Annotated in this window: 14 protein-coding genes and 1 pseudogene; 2 read left to right on the top strand and 13 right to left on the bottom strand. The window is 68.5% G+C overall.

Translation table 11 applies throughout. The features are described 5' to 3' along the window. Window positions 1–22 precede the first annotated feature (22 nt). The 7 genes from B5V46_RS12455 to hutI are packed head-to-tail and all read right to left on the bottom strand — an operon-like array spanning window position 23 to window position 8,107. Window positions 23–571 (bottom strand): HutD family protein, encoded by a 549-nt coding sequence (locus tag B5V46_RS12455; protein WP_080616899.1) that lies wholly within the window; start codon window positions 569–571, stop codon window positions 23–25. Continuing rightward, window positions 568–2,262, bottom strand: a complete 1,695-nt coding sequence (gene hutU / locus B5V46_RS12450) for a urocanate hydratase (protein WP_080616898.1) — start codon at window positions 2,260–2,262, stop codon at window positions 568–570. The genes B5V46_RS12455 and hutU overlap by 4 nt, the downstream gene beginning before the upstream one ends. Window positions 2,263–2,283: 21 nt before the next feature. Further along, window positions 2,284–3,426, bottom strand: a complete 1,143-nt coding sequence (locus tag B5V46_RS12445; RefSeq protein ID WP_080616897.1) for an acyl-CoA dehydrogenase family protein — start codon at window positions 3,424–3,426, stop codon at window positions 2,284–2,286. Further along, complete coding sequence (locus tag B5V46_RS12440) at window positions 3,419–4,615, bottom strand: CaiB/BaiF CoA-transferase family protein (RefSeq protein ID WP_080616896.1); 1,197 nt, start codon at window positions 4,613–4,615, stop codon at window positions 3,419–3,421. The genes B5V46_RS12445 and B5V46_RS12440 overlap by 8 nt, the downstream gene beginning before the upstream one ends. Further along, complete coding sequence (hutG, locus tag B5V46_RS12435) at window positions 4,612–5,406, bottom strand: N-formylglutamate deformylase (protein ID WP_080616895.1); 795 nt, start codon at window positions 5,404–5,406, stop codon at window positions 4,612–4,614. The genes B5V46_RS12440 and hutG overlap by 4 nt, the downstream gene beginning before the upstream one ends. After that, window positions 5,403–6,923 (bottom strand): histidine ammonia-lyase, encoded by a 1,521-nt coding sequence (gene hutH / locus B5V46_RS12430; RefSeq protein WP_155774042.1) that lies wholly within the window; start codon window positions 6,921–6,923, stop codon window positions 5,403–5,405. Before hutH ends, hutG begins: the two co-directional genes overlap by 4 nt. Then, window positions 6,917–8,107 carry an imidazolonepropionase gene (gene hutI, locus B5V46_RS12425; protein ID WP_080616893.1) on the bottom strand — a complete coding sequence of 397 codons (1,191 nt, stop codon included), beginning with the start codon at window positions 8,105–8,107 and terminating at the stop codon, window positions 6,917–6,919. Before hutI ends, hutH begins: the two co-directional genes overlap by 7 nt. Window positions 8,108–8,180: 73 nt before the next feature. Here hutI and B5V46_RS12420 point away from each other — a divergent pair, with 73 nt between their 5' ends. Beyond that, entirely contained in the window at window positions 8,181–9,551 is a 1,371-nt protein-coding gene (locus B5V46_RS12420) for a formimidoylglutamate deiminase (protein WP_080616892.1), read from the top strand. A gap of 2 nt (window positions 9,552–9,553) precedes the next feature. After that, the gene (locus B5V46_RS12415; protein WP_080616891.1) at window positions 9,554–10,255 is read left to right on the top strand and encodes a GntR family transcriptional regulator; all 702 of its coding nucleotides are present in this window, start codon (window positions 9,554–9,556) and stop codon (window positions 10,253–10,255) included. Between the two features lie 21 nt (window positions 10,256–10,276). On the opposite strand, the gene B5V46_RS12410 is transcribed toward B5V46_RS12415, so the two are convergent. The 6 genes and pseudogenes from B5V46_RS12410 to B5V46_RS12385 all read right to left on the bottom strand — a co-directional run bounded on the left by B5V46_RS12410 (window position 10,277) and on the right by B5V46_RS12385 (window position 16,507). Further along, complete coding sequence (locus B5V46_RS12410; protein ID WP_080616890.1) at window positions 10,277–10,714, bottom strand: universal stress protein; 438 nt, start codon at window positions 10,712–10,714, stop codon at window positions 10,277–10,279. 19 nt (window positions 10,715–10,733) lie between these two features. Continuing rightward, entirely contained in the window at window positions 10,734–12,029 is a 1,296-nt protein-coding gene (locus tag B5V46_RS12405) for a TRAP transporter large permease (RefSeq protein ID WP_080616889.1), read from the bottom strand. A 3-nt stretch (window positions 12,030–12,032) separates the two neighbouring features. Further along, a complete protein-coding gene (locus B5V46_RS12400; RefSeq protein WP_196774399.1) occupies window positions 12,033–12,533 on the bottom strand; it encodes a TRAP transporter small permease in 501 nt (166 codons plus the stop codon). 388 nt (window positions 12,534–12,921) lie between these two features. Continuing rightward, complete coding sequence (dctP, locus tag B5V46_RS12395; protein ID WP_080616887.1) at window positions 12,922–13,944, bottom strand: TRAP transporter substrate-binding protein DctP; 1,023 nt, start codon at window positions 13,942–13,944, stop codon at window positions 12,922–12,924. Window positions 13,945–14,275: 331 nt separating this feature from the next. Next, window positions 14,276–14,884 carry a TetR/AcrR family transcriptional regulator gene (locus B5V46_RS12390; RefSeq protein ID WP_080616886.1) on the bottom strand — a complete coding sequence of 203 codons (609 nt, stop codon included), beginning with the start codon at window positions 14,882–14,884 and terminating at the stop codon, window positions 14,276–14,278. Between the two features lie 554 nt (window positions 14,885–15,438). Further along, window positions 15,439–16,507 (bottom strand): annotated as a pseudogene (locus tag B5V46_RS12385) (IS481 family transposase). Between the last annotated feature and the right edge of the window lie 30 nt (window positions 16,508–16,537).

Below are 16,537 nucleotides of genomic sequence, written 5' to 3'. Positions count from 1 at the left end.
TCCCGGCAGGGTCATGGCCGGGTCATGGCACAAGTCGCAGGCAGACCGCCAGCACCGGCGCATCCCCGACCGTTCCACCCAGGTCCCGCCCCGGATCGGACATGAGCGCCTCGCCGGGTGCAAGGGCAAAACCGCCGACGGCGACCGGGTTTTGCCGCGCGAGCAGCACCCGCGTGTCGCGCGGGGCCGGTTCGCCTGCCGAAAGGGCATGGACCGCATGAACGGCCCGGCCGCGTCGGGTCATGACGTTGAAGTCGAGGATCGCGCCCGCGTCCAGCCGGGCCGTCACCGGGGCTTCGCCGGGGAAGGAGAGGGGGGCCGAGTCTTCGCCCAGCTTGACCTCTCCCGCGCCGAAATCGAGGCGCATGCCCCGGCCCTCCAGCACCGTCAGGGTGCGGTCGATGCCGGGAAAGGCCGAGAACGGTCCGTCAGAGGCGACCTCGGCCAGGCTCATCCGCCACAGCATGTCCTGAAAGCCCGCGCCTTCGGGGAAGGCCGCCAGTTCCCAGGTCAGCCCGCCCCCGTTCTTCCAGGGCGTCGGCGTCAGATCGCTGCGGCGGATCTGCCTCATTTCAGGATGCCCGGAAGGGTCAGCCCGTGCTCGCGCGCGCAGTCGAGCGCGATCTCGTAGCCCGCATCGGCATGGCGCATGACGCCGGTCGCCGGGTCGTTCCAGAGCACGCGTTCAAGCCTGCGGTCGGCCTCTTCCGTGCCATCGCAGCAGATCACCATGCCGGCATGCTGGCTGAACCCCATGCCGACGCCGCCGCCATGATGCAGCGACACCCAGGTCGCGCCCGAGGCGGTATTGAGCAGCGCGTTCAGGAGCGGCCAGTCGCTGACCGCGTCCGAGCCGTCCTTCATCGCCTCGGTTTCGCGGTTGGGCGAGGCGACCGAGCCGCTGTCCAGATGGTCGCGGCCGATCACGACCGGCGCCTTCAGCTCGCCATTGCGCACCATCTCGTTGATCGCAAGCCCCGCCCGGTGGCGTTCGCCAAGCCCGATCCACATGATCCGCGCGGGCAGGCCCTGGAAGGCGATCCGCTCGCGCGCCATGTCGAGCCAGCGATGCAGCCCGGCATTTTCCGGGAACAGCTCCTTCATCTTGGCGTCGGTCTTGTAGATGTCCTCGGGATCGCCCGACAGCGCCGCCCAGCGGAACGGCCCCACGCCGCGACAGAAGAGCGGGCGGATATAGGCCGGCACGAAGCCCGGGAAGGCGAAGGCATCCTCGAGCCCCTCTTCCAGCGCCATCTGGCGGATGTTGTTGCCGTAATCGAGGGTCGGGATGCCCGCGTTCCAGAATCCCACCATCGCGGCGACATGCTCCTTCATGCTGGCCCGCGCGGCCTTGGCGACGCCCTTCGGGTCGCTCTCCTGCCTGGCGCGCCACTCGGCCACGGTCCAGCCCTTGGGCAGATAGCCGTGGAACGGGTCATGGGCCGAGGTCTGGTCGGTGACGATGTCGGGGCGTCCGTTCGGCAGCGTCTCGCCCGCCTGCATCCGGCGCAGGATCTCGGGGAAGACATCGGCGGCATTGCCGATCAGCGCGACCGACTTGGCCTCGCCCGCTTCGGTCCAGCGCCCGATCATCGCCAGCGCCTCGTCAAGGCTGTGGGTCTTCTCGTCGCAATAGCGGGTGCGGATGCGGAAATCGGCATGATCTTCGTCGCATTCGACCGCCAGACAACAGGCGCCCGCCATCACCGCGGCCAGAGGCTGCGCGCCGCCCATGCCGCCAAGACCGCCGGTCAGGATCCATTTGCCCTTGAGATCGCCGTCATAATGCTGGCGCCCGGCCTCGGCGAAGGTCTCGTAGGTGCCCTGCACGATGCCCTGCGCGCCGATATAGATCCAGGACCCGGCCGTCATCTGGCCGTACATCGCCAGCCCCTTGCGGTCGAGCTCGTTGAAATGCTCCCAGGTGGCCCAGTGCGGCACGAGGTTCGAGTTGGCGATCAGCACGCGCGGGGCGTCGCGATGGGTGCGGAAGACGCCCACGGGCTTGCCCGACTGCACCAGCATGGTCTGATCGTCCTCGAGCGATTTCAGGGTCTCGACCATCAGGTCGAAATCCTGCCAGGTGCGCGCGGCGCGGCCGATGCCGCCATAGACCACCAGCTCATGCGGGTTCTCGGCCACGTCGGGATGCAGGTTGTTCATCAGCATCCGCATCGGGGCCTCGGTCTGCCAGCTCTTCGCGGTGATCTCGGGCCCCGTCGGCGGGAAGATGTCGCGGGTATTGTGGCGCGGATTGGTCATGGATCGGGTCCTTTCGGAAGCTCAGGCCAGAAGACGGCCGGCAATGATGTTGCGCTGAATTTCGGACGAGCCCTCGTAGATGCGCATGATGCGCAGGTCGCGGGCATGACGTTCGAGCGGGAAATCGTGGGTGAAGCCATAGCCGCCATGGATCTGGAGCGCGGTATCGGCGATCCGGCCGGCGGCCTCGGAGGCGTAGAGCTTGGCCTTCGAGGCGGCGGTGGTGAAGCGCAGCCCCGCCTGCCGCTGCCGGGCGGCCTCGTGGCCCAGAAGCTCGGCCGCCGACAGCTCGGTCGCCATGTCGGCCAGCATCCACTGGATGCCCTGCCGGCTGGCGAGCGGCTCGCCGCCGATGATGCGGGTTTTCGCCCAGTCGCGGGCCTCGGACAGGGCCGCGCGGGCGATGCCGACGGCCATGGCCGCGACCTCGGTCCGGCCGTTGTCGAGCACCTTCATCGCGGTCTTGAAGCCCGAGCCCTCGGGGCCGACGCGGTTTGCATCGGGCACGGTCACGTCGAGATCGAGTTCCCAGACATGGCCACCCTTCAGCCCCATGGTCTGCTCGACCCGGCCGGGCACCAGTCCGGGCGTGCCCTTCTCGACCACGAAGGCCGAGATCCCGCGATGGCCCGCCTCGGGGTCGGTCACGCAGAAGACGACGACGAAATCGGCAACGCCGCCATTCGAGATGAAGCATTTCCGGCCCTTGATATGCCAGCTCTCGCCGTCCCGCGTGGCGCGGGTGCGCATGTCGGCCGGGTCCGAGCCGGCATTGGGTTCGGTCAGCCCGAAGGCGCCCAGCATCCGGCCCTCGGCCGCCGCCGGAAGGAAGCGCGCGCGGATCGCGTCATCGCCGCCCAGCAGCAGGCTGTCGGTCGCGAGGTAATGCGCGGTCAGCGCCGAGACCGTCGAGCCGCAGCCGCCCGCGACCGCCGCGACTGCCTCGAACAGGGCATGGGCCGAGATGTCGGCACCGCCCCAGCGCTCGGGCATGTTCGCGCCCATCATTCCGGTCTCGGCCAGCGCCGCCAGCTGGGCATGGACGAAGGCGCCCGTGCGGTCGGTCTCACCCGCCTGCGGGGTAAGCACCTCGGCGGCAAACCTCTCCAGCATGTCGAGGAACTGGCATTCCTCGGCGCTCAGCAGATGGTCGAACTCACGCATCCTCATACTCCCTGACAATTCCGGCGGCCACGAGCCCCGCGATCTGGTCCCGATCGAGCCCGAGCCCTTCCAGCACCGCGCGGGTGCCGCTGCCCAGTGCGGGCGCGCCGGTCCCGGCCAGCGGCGCCTGCCCGTCGAAGCGGACCGGCTGGCCCACCACCGGGGCCTTGCCCAGCCGGGGATGGGGCAGCTCGCTCACCAGCCCGCGCGCCGCGGCATGATCCGAGGCAAGCTGATCGGCCAGCGTCAGGATCGGCGCGGCAGGCACCTTGGCGGCCGACAGCGCTGCGACCGCTTCGGCGGCAGGGATGGGGCCGGTCCAGGCCTCGATCATGGCGCGGATCTCGGGCTCATGCGCGGTGCGCAGTTCGTCGGTGGCAAAGCGCGGATCCTCGGCCGCTTCGGGCCGGCCGATCGCAGCACAGAGCCCCGCGAACTGGCGCGGGCTCAGCACGGCGATGACGACATGGCCGTCGGCGGTACGGAAGGCGCCGAAGGGGGTCGAGAACGGATGGCGGTTGCCGACGCGGGGCACCGGGGCATTCGCGTAAAGATGAAGCGCGTGGCTCGTCGGCAGCATCGCCACCAGACAATCGAGCATCGCGACATCAAGCGTCGCGCCCTTGCCGCTGCGGGCCCGGCCGACCAGCGCCGCGAGGATCGCGATGACGGCGTAAAGCCCGGCCGCGACATCGCCCAGCGCCTCGCCCACCTTCAGGGGCGCGCCGCCTTCCTCGCCGGTCGCGGCCATCCAGCCCGACATCGCCTGCACGACGATGTCATAGGCGGGCAGGTCCGCCGCGGGGCCGTCCTGTCCGAAACCCGAAATTGCGCAATGGACGAGGCCGGGATTGTCGCGGCGCAGATCCTCGGCGCCGAGGCCCAGCCTTGCGGCGACGCCGGGGCGGAAATTCTCGACCACCACGTCGCAACCGGCGGCAAGCCGGCGCGCCAGGGCCTGCCCCTCGGGCGCCTTGAGGTCCAGAACGACCGAGTGCTTGCCGCGATTGCTCAGCGAGAACAGCGCGGATTCGCCGTCGCGGAACGGGCCGATATGGCGGTATTCGTCTCCCCGGGGCGGCTCGATCTTGATCACCTCGGCGCCCAGATCGGCAAGGATCGCGGTCGCGAAGGGGCCTGCAAGGACCCGGGTCAGATCGAGGATGCGGAGGCCTTCCAGCGGCTTCACAGGGCCAGCTCCGGCGCCAGCGCCTCGATCCGGGCAAGGATCCCGGCCAGATGCGGGCGCAGCCGCGCTGCCTTGTCGGGGTCGAGCGCGAAGGGCGCGGCCTCGGCGGTCAGATGGGTCGATTGCGCCAGTTCCATCTGGATCGCGTGAACCCCGGTCTCGGGCCGCCCGTAATGGCGCGTGGTCCAGCCGCCCTTGAAACGGCCGTTCTGCACATGGGTATAGCCCTCGGCCCTGGCGCAGACATCTGCAACGGCCTCGGCGATCCCGGGCGCGCAGGTCGTGCCATTGGCGGTGCCGATGTTGAAATCGGGCAGGGTGCCCTCGAACAGATAGGGAATGACCGAGCGGATCGAGTGGCAGTCATAGAGGACCGCGACGCCATGGCGGGCACGGACCCGCGCGATCTCGGCCGCCAGCGCCGCGTGATAGGGGGCGTGGAATTCGGCCAGCCTACGGGCGGTCTCGGCCGCGTCGGGGGGCGTGTCCCAGATCTGCTCGCCGTCGAAATCGGTCAGCGGCACCAGACCGGTGGTGTTCTGCCCGGGATAGAGGCTTTCATCCTCGGGTGGGCGGTTGGCGTCGATCACGTAGCGGTGGAAGGTGGCGCGCACGGTGGTCGCCCCGGGCAGGAGCCCGTCGTAAAGCTCATGCACATGCCAGTCGGTATCGGTCAGCTCACGCCCCCGGTCATTCAGCCGGTCAAGGATGTCCTCGGGCACATGGGTGCCGGTATGGGGCAGTCCGAGGATGACGGGGCTGTCGCCCCGGGTGATCTCGACGGGGGTCATGCGGGCATCTCCAGTCCTGCGGCGGCGACGAGGCTGCCGGTTTCGATCAGCGCCTGCGCCCGGGCAAGGTCGGGGGCGAGGTAGCGGTCCGCCCCCATCGTCGCGACCTCGGTGCGGATCGCGGCCAGCGCGCGTTTCAGCGGCTCGGAGGTCGTCAGTGGCGCGCGGAACTCGATGCCCTGGCCCGCGCAGAGCGCCTCGACGCCAAGGATCACGGCAAGGTTGCGGGTCATGCCGCCCAGACGGCGCGCGGCATGGGCGGCCATGCTGACATGGTCTTCCTGATTGGCGCTGGTGGGCGTGCTGTCGACCGAGCAGGGCGCGGCCAGATGCTTGTTCTCGCTCATCAGCGCGGCGGTGGTGACCTCGGCGATCATCAGCCCGCTGTTCAGCCCCGGTTCGGGCGTCAGGAAGGGCGGCAGGCCGAAGCTGAGCGCGGGGTCGACCATCAGCGCGACGCGGCGCTGGGCAATGGCGCCGATCTCGGCCACGGCAAGCGCGATCTGGTCGGCGGCGAAGGCCACGGGTTCGGCGTGAAAATTGCCGCCCGAGACAATCGAGCCGTCCGACAGCACCAGCGGGTTGTCGGTCACCGCATTGGCCTCGGTCTCAAGCGTCTGCCCGGCAAAACGCAGCAGATCGAGCGCCGCGCCCGTCACCTGCGGCTGGCAGCGGATGCAGTAGGGGTCCTGCACCCGGGCATCGTCCTCGCGGTGGCTTTCGCGGATCTCGCTGCCCTTCAGGAGCCCCCGCATCGCGGCGGCGACGTCGATCTGGCCGCGATGGCCGCGCAGGGTGTGGATCTCGGCGCGGGTCGGCGCGGTCGAGCCCATGATGGCATCGGTCGACATCGCGCCGGTGACGATGGCGGCGCGCAGGCACGCCATGGCGCGGAACCAGCCGGTCAGGGCCAGCGCGGTCGAGACCTGGGTGCCATTGATGAGCGCGAGCCCCTCCTTGGCGCCGAGCGTGACGGGGCTCAGCCCCGCGCGGGCCAGGGCCTCGGCCCCGGGCAGGGTCTCGCCCTGATAGATGGCCTCGCCCGCGCCGATCATGACGGCGGCCATATGCGCCAGCGGCGCCAGGTCGCCCGAGGCGCCGACCGAGCCCTGTTCCGGGATCGCGGGGGTCACGCCCGCCTCGAGCATCGCCTCGATCAGCGCGACGATCTCGGGCCGGACGCCCGATGCGCCGCGCCCGAGGCTCAGGAGTTTCAGCGCCATCACCAGCCGCGCGGTCGCGATGTCGAGAGGCGCGCCGACGCCGCAGCAATGCGACAGGATCAGGTTGCGCTGCAGCGTGGCGGTGTCCTCTGGGGGAATGCGGACCGAGGCGAGCTTGCCGAAGCCGGTATTGACCCCGTAGACCGCCTGCCCGCCACCCGCTGCGGCGGCGATGCGCGCGGCCGAGGCGGCGATGGCGGGGCGGGTGTCCTCGGCAAGCCGGGCGGGGCGTGCGTCGCGCCAGAGCGTTTCCAGTTGGGCGAGCGTGGTCTCGCCCGGTATCAGCGTCAGCATTTGCATCCCTCGAAATAACGGGCGTGAAGCGGGTTGAAGCCGATCCGGTAGGTCAGTTCGGCCGGTTCGGCGATGTCCCAGACGGCAAGATCGGCGCGCAGGCCCGGCGCCAGCTGGCCGCAATCGGTCAGCCCCAGCGCCCGGGCGCCGTTCGCCGTGACGCCGCGCAGGCATTCGTCCGGGGTCAGCCGGAACAGCGTCGCGGCCATGTTCATGCTCAGCAGAAGCGAGGTCAGCGGCGAGGTGCCCGGGTTGCAATCGGTCGCCAGCGCCATCGCGGTGCCCGCCTCGCGGAAGGCGGCGACGGGCGGCATCTGCGTCTCGCGGAGCGTATAGAAGGCGCCCGGCAGCAGCACCGCGACCGCGCCCGCCCGGGCCAGCGCCGCGGCATCGGTGGCATCGGCATGTTCGACATGATCTGCCGAGAGCCCGCCGCGTTCGGCCACCAGCAGGCTGCCACCCAGATGCGAGAGCTGCTCGGCATGAAGCTTGACCGGCAGGCCCAGCTCGGCCGCGACGTCGAAGATCCGGGCCATCTGGGCAGGAGAGAAGGCGATGCCCTCGCAGAAGCCGTCGACCGCATCGACCAGCCCCTCGTCATGGGCGACCCGCAGCCCCCCGATCACGATCTCGTCGATATAGGCCTCGGCACGGTCCTTGTATTCGGGCGGCAGGGCGTGGGCGGCGAGCCAGCTGGTCACGATCCGGACCGGGCGTTCGCGGCCCAGCCGCCGCGCCGCGCGCAGCATCTTCAGCTCGTCCTCGACGGTCAGCCCGTAGCCCGACTTGACCTCGACCGTACCCGCGCCCTCGGCCAGCAGGCAATCCAGCCGGGGCAGGGCGGAGGCCACAAGTTCATCCTCGGAGGCCGCGCGGGTCGCGGTGACGGTGGAAAGGATGCCTCCGCCTGCCCGCGCGATCTCTTCATAGCCGGCGCCTTCCAGCCGCATCTCGAATTCGCGGGCGCGGCTGCCGCCATAGACGAGATGGGTATGGCAATCGACCAGCGCGGGCGTGAGCAGACGGCCGCCCAGATCCTCGACCGGGCCGCCCTCGGGGGCCGGGCCCTCGCCAAGCGCCGCGATGCGGCCGCCCTCGATCCTGAGCCAGCCCCGCTCGATCCGCCTCGGCGCGTTCTGGCCGAGTGGCAGGATGGTCGCATTGGCAAGGGTGAGATCTGTCATGTTATCGGCTCCTCCTTGATTCGAGATTATATGTCTGCACATAATAATCAAGTCAAACTCGGAGGGTCAGGCGATGCAGAGGGTCTGGGCGCGGCATGCGCTTGTGATGAATTTCTGGGCGGAGAACGTGGAAATCGCCGTGGAAAGCGGCGGCAAGATCGCGGAATTGCGGGAAAACGTGCCTTGTCCGCTCGGAGCGACGGTCGTCGGGACGCTTTTGCCGGCGCCTGCGAACCTGCACAGCCATGCCTTTCAGCGGGCGATGGCGGGGCTGACCGAATCCCGCGGTCCCGATCCGCGCGACAGTTTCTGGACCTGGCGGCGGCTCATGTACCGCTTTCTCGACCGGCTCGGTCCCGAGGATGTCGAGGCCATCGCCGCCTTCGTGCAGATGGAGATGCTGGAGGCGGGCTATGCCACCAATGTCGAGTTCCACTACCTGCATCATGGCCCGGGCGGCGCGCCCTATGCCGATCCGGCCGAGATGTCGGGCCGGATCGCGGCGGCGGCGACGGTCTCGGGCATCGGCCTGACGCTGCTGCCGGTGCTTTACACCTATGGCGGGCTCGACCGCCGACCGTTGGTTGCGGGGCAGGACCGCTTCGGCAACGATCCCGACCGGTTCGCGCAGCTTTTCGAGGGCGCGGCGGCCCATGTCGCGGCCCTGGCCCCCGATTGCCGGATGGGCGTCGCGCCGCATTCCCTGCGCGCGGTCGATGCCGCGGGGCTGGCGGCGGCCGAGGCCCTGGCGCCCGACGGGCCGATCCATATCCATATCGCCGAGCAGCAGGCCGAGGTCGACGAGGTGCTGGCCGCGACCGGCCGGCGTCCGGTCGAATGGCTGCTGGAAAATGCGCCTGTCGATGCCCGCTGGTGCCCGATCCACGCGACCCAGATGGAGCCTGCCGAGACTCTGGCGCTGGCCGCGACCGGTGCGGTCGCGGGGCTTTGCCCGATCACCGAATCGAGCCTCGGCGATGGCATCTTCGACGGCGTGCGCTGGGTCGCGGCGGGCGGGCGCTTCGGCGTGGGCTCGGACAGCAATATCCGGATCTCGCTGAGCGAGGAGCTGCGCACGCTCGACTATTCGCAGCGGCTGCGCGACCGCACCCGCGCGGCGCTGGCGTCCGAAGACCGCTCGACCGGGCGGGTGCTGTTCCAGGGCGCGGCCGAGGGCGGGGCGCAGGCGGCCGGGCGCGCCAGCGGCGGGCTTGCGGTGGGCAACTGGGCCGATCTGCTGGCGCTGGGCGACATGGGGGCCGACGGCATCGGGCGGCAGGGCGATCTGCTGCTCGACACCTGGATCTTCGCGGGCGACGACCGCGCCGTCAGCGATGTCTGGGCCGCCGGGCGCCATGTGGTGCAGGGCGGGCGGCATGTCCGGCGCGACGAGATCGTGGCGAGCTACGGCGCCGCGATGCGACGTCTTCGCGACGGTCTGTAGCCATGGCCGGGGACCGGGCGATGACATGGCAGTCGATCCGCGACACGATCATGTTGCGGATCCGCGACCGGACCTATCCGCCGGGGGGCTTCATCCCGAACGAGGCCGATATCGCGGCCGAATTCGGCTGTGCCCGGGCGACGGTGAACCGGGCGCTGCGCGATCTGGCCGAGGCGGGGTTCCTCGACCGGCGCCGCAAGGCCGGGACCCGGGTGCTCGAGGCGCCGCAGCGCAAGGCGACGCTGGATATTCCGCAGATCCGGCGCGAGGTCGAGGCGCGCGGGCATGTCTATGGCTACCGGCTGCTGACACGTGCAACCGGGCCCGCGCCCGAGACGGTGCGCGCCCGGCTGAAGCTGCCTGAGGCGGAAGAGACGCTTTACATAGAAAGCCTGCATCTCGCGGATGGCGCCCCCCATATGTTCGAACGCCGCTGGGTCGTGCTGCGGACCGTTCCCGGTATCGCCGGGGCCGATCTGGCGGCGGTCAGCGCCAATGAATGGCTGGTGCGCGAGGCGCCCTATACCCATGGCGGGATGGCGTGCCATGCCGAACCGGCCGGGCAGGCTGCGGCCGCCGCGCTGGGCTGTGAGCCCGCCGACCCGGTGCTGGTGATGGAGCGGCAGACCTGGCTTTATGAGGCGCCGATCACCTATACGCGCGAGCATTTCGCGCAAAGCTACCGGCTCTGTCTCGGGCTTTAGGGCGGGCCCGGGCAAGGGGGCTCAGACCACCAGGACCGGGCAATCGGCCAGCCCCGTCACCTTGTGCGAGACGCTGCCCAGCAGATAGTTCTCGACCGAGCCGAGCCCGCGGCTGCCGATCACGATCAGGTCGTTCTCGTGCTCGCGGGCGAAGCGGATGATGGTGCGGGCGGGCGGCCCGGCCTTGATGAAGGCGCGCGCGCTCTCGGCGCCGGCTTCGCGTGCCAGCCTCTTGGCATATTCCGCCACCTCGCGGGCATAGCCGCGCATCGCGTCGTCAAGTGGCCCCGGCTCGTCCTTGCGGACCATCGAGAGCGAGGCCTCGAGCATCGAATGGTGCCGGAACACGGTCAGCACCGAAAGCTGGGCGTCGCAGAGCCTTGCCAGCTCGACCGCCTGGCGCAGCGCGCGCTCGGCGCCGGCCGAGCCATCATAGGGAACGAGGATCGACTTGAACAAACAGGTCTCCTTTCCGCCGTCACCCGGCCTCGCCGGCGAAGGCGAGGTCGCGGAGGAAAAGCGCAATCTGAGGGAAGAAGATCAGCGCCACCGAGACGCCGAGCAGGATGAGGATGAAGGGCGGCGTGCCCCGGATCACCTCCATGTAGGGACGTTTGAAGACGGCGATGGCGGTGAAGATATCGCAGCCGAAGGGCGGCGTGGCCGAGCCGATGGCGACCTGCAGCGTGATCAGCGTGCCGACCAGCACCGGGTCGAGCCCGACATCCGACACGACCGGCGCGAAGATCGGCACCAGGATCAGGATCACCACGATCGGGTCGACGAACATGCACCCGATGAAGAAGGCCACCGAGATCGCGAACAGCACCCCGATCTGGCCCATCTGGTCGATACCGACCGCCGAGAGGATGGCCTGCGGGATCTGGGCGAAGGAAATCACCCAGGAGAAGGCCGCGCCCGCCGCCACCAGGATGAAGACGACCCCGGTGATGAGCCCGGTCGACTTGGCGGTGCGGTAGATGTCGCGAAGGCCCATCTCGCGGAAGACGATGGTCTCGAGGATCAGCGCGTAGAGCACGCAGGCCGCGGCCGCCTCGGTCGGGCTGAAGATGCCGCCATAGATGCCGCCGATGATGATCACCGGAAACCCGAGCGGCCAGAGCGCGGCGCGGACCGCGCGCAGACGCTCGCCCCAGCTGACGCGGGGCTCGGTCGGAACCCCGTTCCTGACAGCATAGGCCCAGGAATAGATCGCGAACAGCACGAGGATCAGCAGCCCCGGCCCGATGCCCGCGATGAAGAGCTCGGCAATCGAGGTATTCGAGACCACGCCATAGATGATCATCCCGATCGAGGGCGGGATCAGGAAGGCGATGTCCGAGGCATTGACGATGAGGGCCAGGATGAAGCTGTCGCCATAGCCCGCCTTCTGCATCCGGGGGCGCAGCGGGCCGCCGATGGCCACCACGGTGGCCTGGGTCGAGCCCGAGACCGCGCCGAACATGGTGCAGGCGGCGGCGGTCGAGATCGCGAGCCCGCCCTTGAGGTGGCCGACAAAGGCCATCACCATGTCGATCAGCCGTCCCGCGCTTTGGCCCCGCGTCATGATATCGGCGGCGAAGATGAACATCGGCACCGCGATCAGCGAGGCGGGACGGATACCCGCCATCATCTGCTGGATCATGGTCTCAAGCTGGCCGAGACCGCCGAAGAGCGTCACGAAGCCCACCAGCGCCCCCGCGATCAGCGGGATCATCATCGGAAAGCCCAGCAGAAGCAGCACGATCATGATCGAGAAGATTGCAGCTGCCATGGTTCAGACCTCCGTCTCGTCGTCGTCATAGCCTTCCAGAACCGCCGTCGACAGGTAGACGTCGCGCGAGATGGCGTTCTTCACCGCCGTCAGAAGGTATTGCATGCCGGTCATGAAGAGGCCGATGGGCACGATCACCAGCGTCGTCCAGACCGGGATTTGCAGGGCGGGCAGGACCCGGCCGCGCCCGGCCTGGGTCAGAAGATAGGCGACCGCGAACCAGCACAGTCCGAACATCAGGACGGCCGTGGTCAGCGCGATCACGATCATCAGGATTTTGCGCGCGCGGACCGGAAGGGCGTCGTAGATGGCCGACATCCGGATATGGCGGCCCTGGCGCGCGGCATAGCTGATGCCCGCGAAGGTGATCACCACGATCAGGATGCGGTTGAGTTCCTCGGTAAAGAAAAGGCTCGACTGGAACAGATAACGCCCGACCACATTGGCGACCGTGTTCAGTGCCATAAGCAGCACGCCGGTGGCCAGCAGCACGGACTCGACCATGGCGATGGCGGTGTCGATCGTCCCGAGTGCCCCGGGAAGCGTCGAGACATAGGCGACCTCGTCGGGATCGTCGGCGGCGGTCGTGTCGGTCTGGGACTGGGTCTGTGACTGGTCGTGTGACTGGTCGTCTGACCGGGGCTGGGGCCGGGATTGGGAACCGGCCCGGGACGGGTCGTGCGGGCGGGGTCGGAGAGATTGGTCCGAGTTCAAAGGCAGTTTCCTTACGTTCCTCCCGCCGGGCGGGGGTCGGTGCGGGTCGGGAAAGGGGCGGGTCGCGAAATGGACGGGTCGGGAAAGACGTGGTGCGGGAAGCAGGCGGGGACGAGAGGCGGGCCGGACCGGGCCGCATGCAGCTTCGTGCAGCGCCCCCCGGTCCGGCCCTGTCGGATCAGCTCGGGCTGGCGTCCTGGGCTGCCTTGAGATCCTCTTTCATCTGATCGAGGATCCGCTTGCCGCTCTCGCCCGTCATCTCGAGGAACCTCGCCTCGACCTCGCCGGCCGCGTCCTTGAAGGGCTGGCGTTCCTCTTCCGAGAGGGTGGTGAAGGTCATCGAGGGCTTGGCTTCCTTGATCTTCTCGACCGAGGCCTCGGTCAGACCCTTCTGATAGTCGATGATATGGGCGAAGGCCGCCTGGGCCGCCGCGCGGATCGCCGTCTTGTCCTCGTCGGGCAGCCCGTCGAAGAAGTCCTTGTTGGCCATCACCGCGGTGGTGAAGTTGTTATGCCCGATCCGGGTCACGTAATCGGTGACCTCGTACATCTTCGTCGACTCGACGTAGAACATCGGGTTTTCCTGGCCCTGGATGATGTTGGTCTGCAGCGCGCCATAGACCTCGCCCCAGGGCAGCGGCGTCGGCGTCGCGCCGAAGGCCTTGTAGCTTTCCACCAGAAGCGGGTTGGTCATGGTGCGGATCTTGACCTCGTCCAGATCGGCAGGCGTCCTGAACGGCTCCTTGGTGGTGATCGCCACCTCACCCTCGGGGAACATGGTCAGAAGCTCCAGCCCCTGATCGGCGTAAAGCGCGGGGAACATCTCGTTGATGGCCTTCGAATTCTCGAAGAAGCTGGCCAGCGTCCCGGTCTCCTGCGGCAACAGGTAGGGCACGAAGAAGACCTGCGCCTCGGGGATCAGCGAGCCGGTGAAGCCCGGCGACTGGTCGACGAATTGCAGGATGCCGTCCTGAGCCTGTTCCATGATGTCGGCGGATTCGCCGAGCGTGCCATAGGGAAAGAGCTGGATCTCGTGGTCGGTATTGGCCTCGATCTCTTCCTTGAATTTCTGTGCGTAGATCCCCTGGACCTCGTCCATCGCCTCCTCGAAGGCATAGCGCCATGTGTCGGCATGGGCCATGCCCGCGCCAAGCGCGAAGGCGGCGGCCGACAAGGCCAGGATGCGGGTGCTGAATGTCATAAACTGTCTCCTCTGGTTGCTTGCGCACGAGCCGGACGGCCCGAACCTTCGGGGCGGTCGGTGAACCGGAAGAGCAGTGCCGCGCGAGACGCGACCGGAACCGGCGCTGTGGCCGTCACCCCCCCGAAACGCGCCCGGCCCGGGACCGGGGGTAATCCCCCGCTCCGGGCCTCCGGAAAAATGCGTTTCCCTGCGAGGCGCCCCCGAATGGGGGGCTGTCCGCAGGGCGTTTTCCGCAATTCGGCGCGCCACCTGTCCAGTCTCAACGCGGGGTGCGGAGGACCGGTTCCGAAAAAAATCGAGAAAATGTGAGACGCTGCCTGCGGGCAGATCAGGGCGGCGCGCCGGTCCGGGTCTCCGGCAGGGGGCCGCGCCGCGGGGCGGGCAGGGTGGCGGCCAGTATCGCCTCGGCGCCTGCGCGGGCATCGGCGACGGGGTCGTCGGCATGGCCCAGATGCGCGGCGAGGGCGGCACCGTCCTTCAGCATCAGGAGCGCCCGGCTCAGCCGGCCCGGATCGGGCGTGCCGGCCTCGGCCGCCACGCCTTCGACCTGCCGGGCGAGGCGGCGCTTGTGCCCGGAGGCCATGCGATGGATCGGATGCGCCGGATCGGGATATTCGGCCGCCGCACGCAGAAAGAGGCAGGACCGGAACCCCGGCTCGGCCACCCACTCGCCGAGGGCGTCGTAAAGCGCCATCAGCCGGGCCCAGGGCGGCCCGGCGGCCTCCATCCGGCTGTGCAGCCAGGCCCGGACGCGCTCGTCGCGCCGCTGCATCGTGGCCAGGATCAGGTCGTCCTTGCTGCGGAAATGCCGGAACATCGTGGTTTTCGAGATCCCGGTCTCGTCCGAGAGACGGTCCAGCCCGGTGGCGTGGAAGCCGTCGCGATAGAAGATGTCGAGTGCCTTTCGCACCAGTTCGTCGCGCTTGTCAGAACGCATGTCGGCTCCTTTCGGCGGCCGCTTGTGGCGGCGGTCCCCGAACCGAACGGGCAGAGCGCACCGTCGATCCCGCGTGACGTGGCATCGCACGCAGATGTGAAAATGACGCCGGGTTCTGCGGATCGTCCCGGCCCGGGATGGCGGCCGCGCGCCCGGCCTGCCCGGCGGGCTCCTGCGGGCATGGCCGCTTCCGAGAGCCTGTGAAGAGGCGCTTCGGTCTGCCGGTCTTCACGTTCGGCCTGGCCCTGACGATCAGGACGGGGGAGCCAGGCCGGAGTGGCGCATCGAAAGCGTGACGGACGAGGCGAGCGGTGCGCTTCGGGTGCTGCCGTTTGGGGCGTTCGACCCTGTTCCGCCAGCGGCAGGTCCGGTCTGGTGGCCGAAGGGGTCCCGAGGCGGACCCTCGTTGCCCTCGCCATCTTCACCCCTTCGGGCAGGGGGCGTCCATCCCCGGATCCGGTCTCTCTTCCGGCCCGGCGCGCTGCGTCATGGGCGGCAGGCGGTGGCCGAGGCAAGGGCCTTCAGGCGCCGTTCGCGCAATGTGCAAGGGCGCTCTAGGTGTTCAGTCCCGGCATTTGGTGGATCGGGTTCAGGATGAATCTGTCCGGCTCTGAAGTCCAGACCTTGCAGGCGTATTCGTAAGGTGTGAGACGCGCTGAGCGTCTTGAGCCGGCGCGCGAAGTTATATGCTGCTATGAAGTCCAAGAGGTGCGTTCGCAGCTGATCATGGCTGTCGTAGTGGAAGCGTTTGACGTTCAGCGGGGAGACGCGCCACTGGCGCCTCTCCTGATCCGCTTCACCCTCCTTGATCGTGCGGTTCATCCGCTCGACCTGTCCGTTTGTCGGGAAAACAGTCCCCCGGACTGTTTTCTGATCCTCCAAACTCCAGGGATGGTTGGGTTTGGTCAGCCGGTGCTCGATCCCGTTTGCCTCGCAGATCATGTCAAAGCGCATCGGCCGTGGATACGCGGTCTTCCGGTTCCGAGGCTGCTCTGCGAATTGGATGCCCCTCGCCATTGTCACTCGGACCGATGGCGTTCCGATGGCTCGATCGGTTAGGACGGTGTGGACCTGATAGGGCACCGCTTCGAGCATGTGCTGCAAGAACTCCCAAGCAGTCTTCCTGTCTGCCTTCTCGACCAATGGGGTACGGCAAACTTGCTTGTGCGGTCGATGCCTGCGAACAGGTAGAGCTTTCCTTCAGCTGTCTGCTCCTCGGCGATGTCGATGTGGATCGAGCCTGCGTGGTCGCCATCGGTTCGAGACCCGCTGGCGAGGGCCGATAGGGGCGCGCTTGAACTTCGACCGCTTCGGCTTGTCGCCCTCAACCTCAGGCAGGCGCGAGATGCATTCGCCATCGTGCTTGAACCGGTGGCGCACAATGGCTCATCGCTGAAGGCACCGATGCAGCGCCGAGCGTGTCAGATGCGGGATGGACGGCTGCAGGGCATGGAGGCAGTCGTCCAGCGGCAGCAGCGTATGGCGTCGGAACGCGATGAAGGCCGCCTCCTCCGCCTCCGTCAGGCTCGTCGAACGTGGCTCCTTCGGCCCCGTCTCAAGATCCTCGAGCGTCGCTCGCTTGCGCCACTTCGCAACCGTTTTGGGGTTCGTCGGGAAAACGATTCACTGGATCGTTTTTCGATCCTCCTCACT

The organism is Rhodovulum sp. MB263 (assembly GCF_002073975.1).
Classification (GTDB): Bacteria; Pseudomonadota; Alphaproteobacteria; order Rhodobacterales; family Rhodobacteraceae; genus Rhodovulum.
Note: the sequence above shows the minus strand (reverse complement) of the source record. Positions and strands in the feature narration are given on the sequence as shown.